Origin of the sequence: Prevotella micans F0438 (assembly GCF_000243035.1) — a bacterium.
Lineage (GTDB): Bacteria > Bacteroidota > Bacteroidia > Bacteroidales > Bacteroidaceae > Prevotella > Prevotella micans.
Window position 1 is genome coordinate 264,010 of sequence record NZ_JH594523.1, and the last position, 7,119, is coordinate 271,128.

At 46.9% G+C, this 7,119-nt stretch carries 4 protein-coding genes; all 4 read right to left on the reverse strand.

Translation table 11 applies throughout. From position 1 onward, the window contains the following. Positions 1-314: 314 nt before the first annotated feature. Positions 315-788, reverse strand: a complete 474-nt coding sequence (gene ispF, locus HMPREF9140_RS08905) for a 2-C-methyl-D-erythritol 2,4-cyclodiphosphate synthase (protein ID WP_006953411.1) — start codon at positions 786-788, stop codon at positions 315-317. 9 nt (positions 789-797) lie between these two features. Then, a complete protein-coding gene (gene porV / locus HMPREF9140_RS08910; RefSeq protein WP_006953412.1) occupies positions 798-1,964 on the reverse strand; it encodes a type IX secretion system outer membrane channel protein PorV in 1,167 nt (388 codons plus the stop codon). A gap of 65 nt (positions 1,965-2,029) precedes the next feature. After that, the gene (gene porU / locus HMPREF9140_RS08915; RefSeq protein ID WP_006953413.1) at positions 2,030-5,569 is read right to left on the reverse strand and encodes a type IX secretion system sortase PorU; all 3,540 of its coding nucleotides are present in this window, start codon (positions 5,567-5,569) and stop codon (positions 2,030-2,032) included. A 46-nt stretch (positions 5,570-5,615) separates the two neighbouring features. Further along, positions 5,616-6,236: a fumarylacetoacetate hydrolase family protein gene (locus HMPREF9140_RS08920; RefSeq protein ID WP_006953414.1), complete on the reverse strand. Its 621-nt coding sequence runs from the start codon at positions 6,234-6,236 to the stop codon at positions 5,616-5,618. Between the last annotated feature and the right edge of the window lie 883 nt (positions 6,237-7,119).

Genomic DNA, 7,119 nt, shown 5'->3' on the forward strand with positions numbered 1-7,119 from the left:
TGTGTGTGTGTGTGTGTGTGTGTGTGTGTGTGTGTGTGTGTGTGTGTGTGTGTGTGTTAGCACTTTTTCCGAACCCACCAAATTATCAGACGAAAAAATCACAGAGAAATCGAAATTTCTCTGCGTCGCTGGGGCGATAGGGTTCTGGAAATGTATTGCTAACTGTTTCACGTCGGCAAAGATATATTAATCAATTCATTTCAACAAAATTTAGCATGTCTTCTTGATTTAGAACAAGCAGAGCAGCATGTGGTTTTAGGTGCTACGGCTATACTTATATATGAGTTTGCATATTTTTGGGCGGAGAACTGATTTTATTTCTCTATGAGGCAAACGGCATAGGCCGAAATGCCTTCTTCGCGCCCAACAAAACCCATGCGTTCGGAGGTCGTGGCTTTGATGGAGATATCGTTAACGGAACAGCCTATCACATCGGCTAGGCATTGCTGCATAACTGGGATATGAGGATTTATCTTAGGACGCTCGGCACAGATGGTGGCGTCGATATTGCCCACACGATAACCCTCGCGGGCGATTAGTTCGATGGTTTTGCGGAGGATTATCTTTGAATCCATGTTGAGTGTTTCGCTGGATGTGTCGGGAAAGTGGTAGCCAATATCGCGCATGTTGGCAGCTCCGAGTAGAGCGTCACAGATTGCGTGAATCAATACATCGGCATCGCTGTGCCCTAGCAGTCCATGTGTGTGTGCTATACGAATGCCGCCGAGCATGAGAGGGCGCTCGGCGGTTAACTTATGGACATCGTAGCCCATTCCTATTCTTATCATATTCCTTTTTTATCTGCGTTTGAAGAGGTCTTTCAATCCGTCCATATCGAATAGCAGAGTGAAGCGCAAGGTTTGGTCGAGAGGGTTACTCTTTGCGGTTGCGATAACATATCCTGCGTCGAGTGAGAATACATTCATGCGGAATCCGGCTCCGACGGTGAAGTATTTTCGGTTGCCTTTGTTTTCACTTTCGTGATGATAGCCTGCACGGAGTGAGAATTGGTCGTTGTAAACGTATTCGGCTCCGAGACTCCATTGGATTTCTTGCAGTTCTTCGGAGAATCCGTTGGGCGCATCGCTGAAGCTTTTGAATATTCCGGATATAGAGGAAACGTCGTAGTATTCTTTTTGTAATCTGGTTTGATAGTTTACATCCTGTTCGCCCTCTTTCTTTTTTGGATAGGTTGGTACGAGGAGTTTATTTGCGTCAGCCGCGATGGTGAACTTATTGAACTCGTCGATGGGCACCATAAGCGATGCTCCAAGTCGAAGGTTAGTCGGAATAAATTCCGAGCGATTATCGCCTCCGAATGTGATTTTTGAGCCTATGTTAGAGATGTTCATCCCAAGTCCGAGCTGGCATTCACGACTTCCGATGTTAAGATAGTTTTGATAATATCCGGCCAGGTCGGCTGCAAATGCAGAGCCTGGCGTTGTTTCGCTTGTATAGTTGTAGGTGAGGTCGGAGTATATCCATCTTACGGCTGCTCCGAGAGAGAAGTGCTCGCTGAGCATTAGCGAATAGGCTACGTCGAGCGACATTTCATAGGGATTCATGGTTAGCGAGCTACCGTCGTTCGCACTAACTTCTCCAAGTGAGAAATAGCGCAGCGAACCGGAGACTGCACTGTAGTCGCCAATTCGATAGTAGCCGGAAAGATAGCCCAATCCCATGTCGTTGACAAGTTGCTTTAGCCATGGTGTATAGTTAATCGATACGCCGGCGCGTGATATGGCAAAAGGGTACTTTGCCGGATTCCAGTATTGCGAGTTCACGTCGGGGTCGGTTGCGGCTCCGATATCGCCCATCGCTCCGCCTCGCGCATCGGGCGAGAAGGATTGCGAGGTCACGGAGACATTCACGGGGTTAAAGAAGTCTTTCTTGTCTTGCGCAGCAACAGTTGTAACAATTGCTACGAGCATGAGCGTACCTATGAGGCGGACTTTTATGTTCATTTTCCTATTCATTTTTGGTTTATAGATAATTCGTTTGCATCGCTCGAGAAAACGCTGCGTGCTGTTCAATTATTGTTTATGACAATGAGTTTCTTTGCTTTCGACTCTCGGGTTGCTCCGTCGCAAGTGAGCTTCACCCGGTATAGATAGACTCCTGTGCGGAGCTTGGCTCCGTTTGCAATGATGAGGTTCCAATCGTAGGTGTAGGAGCCTTCGTTAGAAACCCCATACTCTTTGTTTTGCCAGAGTCGGCGGCCGCTGGTGTCGAACACTTCTATTTCAATATCGATACTCGAACCTGTTTGATTGTGGGCCACAATGAATGATGTTTGAGTCGTAGCGGGGTTCTTAGTGCAACTAATACTTTCAGTCTCGGGCGCGAGACCTTTCATCACATTGAAGCTGAGTGTTGCGGTAGAGGGATTATTGAGGATGTCCCAGGCACGGAATTGTAACTGGTGCGGACCTTCTTTGAGCGCGGGAATACTTAAATGAGTTTCACCTTTAGTGTAGCTTCCGAAGTCGAATTTGAAGTTTTCATTGAGATTATAAGTCTTCGCCGGGTTTCCATCAATAATAAGTTGCATATCGTGCCCCACTCCATTTCCGGCTGCGTTAATTCCGTCCTTATCGGATATCTGCGCCACGAAATAGGGCGTTGTGTTGACGTTGCCCCCATTTACGAACGATGGGCTGTTGAGATAACAGAAGAGCGACGGTCCGATAGAATCGTTCGCTACTTGTTCGGTTCCGTCGATATAGAACCGGCTCTCGTTTCCATGTGCAGTGAGTGTGCAGGTGGTGTTGGCGGCATAGACGTTGATGAGGCCCGTAGAGTTAGCATAGTTTATGTCGCGCGGCACGGCGAATGTGAATTCAAATCTTCCGCCAATCACGCTGTCGGTTCCGTTGTACAGAATTTTCTGTCGGTCGTAGAACCGGAACGGACTGTAGGTTTCATTATCTTGCTTGCGACAGGTGATGAGTTCGCGAGTGTCACGCACGGTTGCGGTCATCGTTCCGCGGAAGTTGTCTACGCTTTCGCTTCCCTTAGCTATGTAGCCAGTCACCTTGACTATACTTCCGGCTTTGAGGGTTATCTGCTCGCTTCCACCGACGGGTTTTCCATTTATCGAATCGATAATAGCTTTCAATGTGGGCAGGTTGAGCGACAGAGCCGGGTCGCCGAGCAATGAATACTGTAGTTTATTTCGGGTACGGTCGTTGCCAGTTTCAATCATATCGCATTTTGCTAGTCGTTGCGCTTCGCCAAGCGTTGTAGGTTTCCCGTTTGTAAAGCTCAGCACGTGTCGCATAAAAGCCGTGTTGATAGGCTTATTGTAGTTAGCATACACTGTTCGGGTCGTTCCCCAGAAGGCCATTGCACCACCTTTCTTGTTGAGCAAGCAGGTTTCGCCGATGGTGGGCGTTGTCCCGTCAAAGGGCATTATATCACAGCTCGCGGTTATCCATAGCGGAAGGTTGGAGTTGGTGAAACCGGCAAAATCGGTTATCCGGAGTACCCTTTCATGCGATATTTCAATCTCCGAACCATGCCCGGCATAGTCCATTACTAGCGCGCCCTGCGCCTGCTGTTGTTTGATAATTGCGCTCACCTCGGGATAGGTATGCCCAGTTGCCGATGAGGTACGAACATATGCATCCCACATCACCTTCTTCACGTGATAGCTAGGATGGGCCTGCATGATTACCTCTGCTGTTTCGTTCACATCTCTCATATGCAGATTGTTATTTCCGTCGTCGCCCATGAACATAATGATGTTTTCCCAGTTACCGGCATTCTTGTTAAGGGCATAGTTTATGGTTTTGTCCACGAGCGTTTTGGCATCGCTCACTTCGGTTACAGGGAATCGGCCTACACCCATGTCTTCCTTGTCGCGTGTTGTGAGATAGAGTCCTTCGCCGGCGTCGAGTAAAGTTATCCAGCCATCGTTAACATAGCAATCGGTTTCGCTGAATGAGTTTTCACTTTCATAAGCCAGCAGATAATCGTCGGGGTTAAGCCGGCTGCAATCGGTTGTGAGCATCCGGTTGTCCCATACGCAATCACCAAAAAGCAACACTGATTTGGGCAGTTGCGCCTCAGTCTCGGCACGGTCGTAGAGCATTTTCAAATAACGACGATAAGCCATTATATCAGGCGTTCCACTTGAGAATTCATTATAAAGTTCGTCGGCCGGAACAATACGAACGTTCATCGAATCGTGCTCCTTGTGGAAGTCAGCCAGCCGTTGCGCCTGATCGAGAAGTTTCTGACTGGTGGGGATAATTATCACCATATCCGCACTGGTGTGTGAATGCAGGTCCTGATTCGTTATACGATGAACATATTCGGGCGCAGAAAACGTTCCTGTTGCAAGATTAGGTACAGGCCGCGGTATGTCGTAAACGAAAGCGATATAATCCAGCCGAGCCGGACCACCCGAGAGCGTCGTAATCTTAACCGTGTCAGTAGGTTTCAGATTCCGCACCCTGTAGTTGCGTTCGGCTATCGCACCTTTATCGTAATCGTCTGTTCGGTTAATGCTGATATTGTCCACTATCGAATCGTTCAACGATACGGCTACGGTTGTTTTTATTGGCCCCGATGTGATGCTGATGATAAGCCTGCCCAGAGCTGAATTAGCTTTGTTCGGCATGGTGTAGGTTTGTGTTTGTCCAACGGCAATAGGTGTATTCTCGAACAGGTTCCGCCCCCCGTGATACCAGCTAAAGTTATCGACCTCGTGCAGCGAATAGTAATCGTTGGTCCTCTCATAAAACTTCGACATAAAGGTGACCGAATCAACCGAAAGTGGTGTACCGTCATTCTCAGTTAAGAAATAATATCCGTATTGCGAATATGGATTGCGGATGCGCTTGGTTGAAGTAATGCTGGGCCAACTTACCGGCCCCTTGCCGTAGAACAATCGCCGACCATTCACTGTACATGAGGCCACCTCCGGTAAATCATCCAGTTCGCGCAGTGTGAGCTCTTTCAGCACCTCGTCTTGAAGATTACCTCCATAGCCATATATCCGAACCTTGTTCACGTCAGTGAATCCAGCTTGCCTAACAAGTTCAGGCGTGATTTGATACACTCCGCTGGCCGGAACCCTAATCTTGGCCCATTTACCCGACCGTAGCACCGAGTGTTGAGCATATATCGAGGCATCCGATTGCCCCTCTCTCGCCTTCCGTGCAATATCACCGACCGGCCTCGCTGTCAATGCAATCATGAAGCTTACCATGAACTGTCGCCGCCCCTCGCGCTCAACAATCGGCACAAACGAAAACTCTAGTGAGCCGCGTTTACGCTCTACAACAATTTGCTTGCTAATCTCAGGCATTGTCGGCGGCGGAGTATTTGAAAGAGCATCATAAAGTTCCGATTCGCGCTTACTAAGGTCAATGAACTCCGGATAGCGAATCTCAATCTCATAAATAGAATCGGCATAGTTCCTTCCAAGCGGAATGGAATACGCAAACCTCGGAAGAACCGAATCAATTCGCACATCGTTTACCGTTAGATTGAAAAAACGCTGCGCCCGTGCTGCCGAGAAGCAGGCGCCAAATATGATGAGGATTATAATTATTCGTTTCATGCCGTATATATATAATGTGTAAGAAACTAGCCTTATGATCCGGTCTTTACTTGCAGTTAAATTCCAGGACCTTCGTGTCGTTCAGATAGCCTTCCAGATGGTCGTCGATATTCACTCGCCCCCAGCCTTCAACTGGACATCCGGTGTAAATCAAATCGCCCGTCTTGAGGGTGAAAAACCTACTCACATAACTAACTAGTTTGTCGGTCGTGTGAATCATATTTGCTGTCGAACCGCTCTGAACCGTCCTGCCATTTATGTCGAGCTTGAAATCAATATTTTCCAAATCTGTCAGAGATTTCTTGTCGACCCATTCACCCAGAACAGCCGACCCGTCGAATCCCTTACAAAGTTCCCACGGCCGACCTTCGGCACGGAACTTTCCGAGTAACTCACGTGCAGTGAAGTCAATTCCCACCGTAAGAGCATCGTAGTATCGGTGAGCGAACCGCTCGGGAATAGTTTTCCCTAGCCTACAGATACGAACTACGATTTCGGTTTCGTATTCAATGACTCCAAGCTCGTTGGGGATGAAAAACGGTTTATTATTAACCAGTAAAGCCGAATCAGGCTTCATGAAAATCATCGGATTTTCCGCGTTCAATAACGCTTCTTCCCGTGTTTTATTGTACGGGAAATAATTCTGTGCTACAGCAATAATCTTCATAACTCAATTTTCAATAATAACTTCCTTTGTGGCCCATTTCATTTTCAGCGACAAAGTTAATCAGTTGAGTACAATCCTGCCTTCGTTAATAAAATCGAGGCTCCGTCTATTGCGATGTACTTAGCTTGGTTTCTGAGTTTTCGCTGCCAAGCCATCTCGGCATAACAAGTTTCATATTCCTATCATCTTTTGGTATGTTCTAACATTCCTTTTTACATTATTTGGCTGTTCCGAAAGGATGTTATATCTTTGCCGCCGTGAGTGAATTAGCAATATCATACCAGAGCAATAACAGCATGCGAAGATTCTTGAAATTCTTTGCATCTTTTTTCGTCAATTACTTGGCCAATCCAAGTAATTTGCTAACACACACACACACACACACACACACACACACACACACACACACATTCGCACCTAGCGTCTAACTACACATTTTTCACTTTCGCTTACGCGCGCGCGAAGCGTGTCGTGACTCCTGTAAACAAAGGGCTCGTAAGGGTTCTCTTTGCTCACTTCTTCATGCCCTTTTGCCAAGCCGCGCAAGGGGGAAATAACGACAATTATTCAACTATAAAATTATTATAATGATATGAAGAGATTTTTATTCTATTTGTTCGCTATACTCTATTCGGTAGAATTTATGGCACAGAGCTTTACTGTAAACAATTCGGATGGTATGCCTCTCAAGTATACGGTGACAAGCACGAATCCTAATGAGGTAAAGCTGACAGGAAGGGGAACAATTCCTACAGGCTATACACTTGGCACGGAATTGAATGTACCTGCAACTGTCTTCTATGGTGGAAGCACATACAATGTCGTAGAGATTGCAAAAAATTGCTTTTTTCTCTGAAAGCATACTGACCAAAGTTAATCTTCC

Coding starts and splice junctions, on each gene's coding strand:
- ispF (WP_006953411.1), bottom strand. CDS start 788: ATGATAAGAATAGGAATGGGCTACGATGTCCATAAGTTAACCGCCGAG.
- porV (WP_006953412.1), bottom strand. CDS start 1,964: ATGAACATAAAAGTCCGCCTCATAGGTACGCTCATGCTCGTAGCAATT.
- porU (WP_006953413.1), bottom strand. CDS start 5,569: ATGAAACGAATAATTATAATCCTCATCATATTTGGCGCCTGCTTCTCG.
- HMPREF9140_RS08920 (WP_006953414.1), bottom strand. CDS start 6,236: ATGAAGATTATTGCTGTAGCACAGAATTATTTCCCGTACAATAAAACA.